This window comes from Frigoribacterium sp. AC759 (assembly GCF_979256015.1).
In genome coordinates, this window is the sequence record NZ_CEEDMT010000097.1 from 1 (window position 1) to 269 (window position 269).

The 269-nt window shown below is 69.5% G+C and carries 1 protein-coding gene; it reads right to left on the reverse strand.

Annotation, left to right across the window (positions count from 1 at the left end; translation table 11 throughout):
• Positions 1–269: helix-turn-helix domain-containing protein (locus tag ACZ6JE_RS15235; protein ID WP_464319487.1), on the reverse strand; the 269-nt coding region annotated here is incomplete at both ends.

The following is a 269-nucleotide window of genomic DNA, read 5'->3' on the forward strand; positions in this document are numbered from 1 at the left end:
GTGCGTAGCCAACCGCTCGGGCCATGGAGCGCAACGACCAATGCGTGGCCCCGGCCGGTCGCATCTCCAGCGTTCGGCGAATGGTATCGGCGATCGCGTCATCACCGATCTTGCGGGGCGTGCCGGGCCTCGGCTCGTCCAACAGCCCGTCCAGCCGATGCTCGGCAAAGCGGCGACGCCACTTGCCCACCGTGTTCGCGTCCGCGTCGACCTCGGCGCAGATCACCTTGTTCTCCAGCCCTGCCGCCGCAGCCAGCACGATCCGGGCC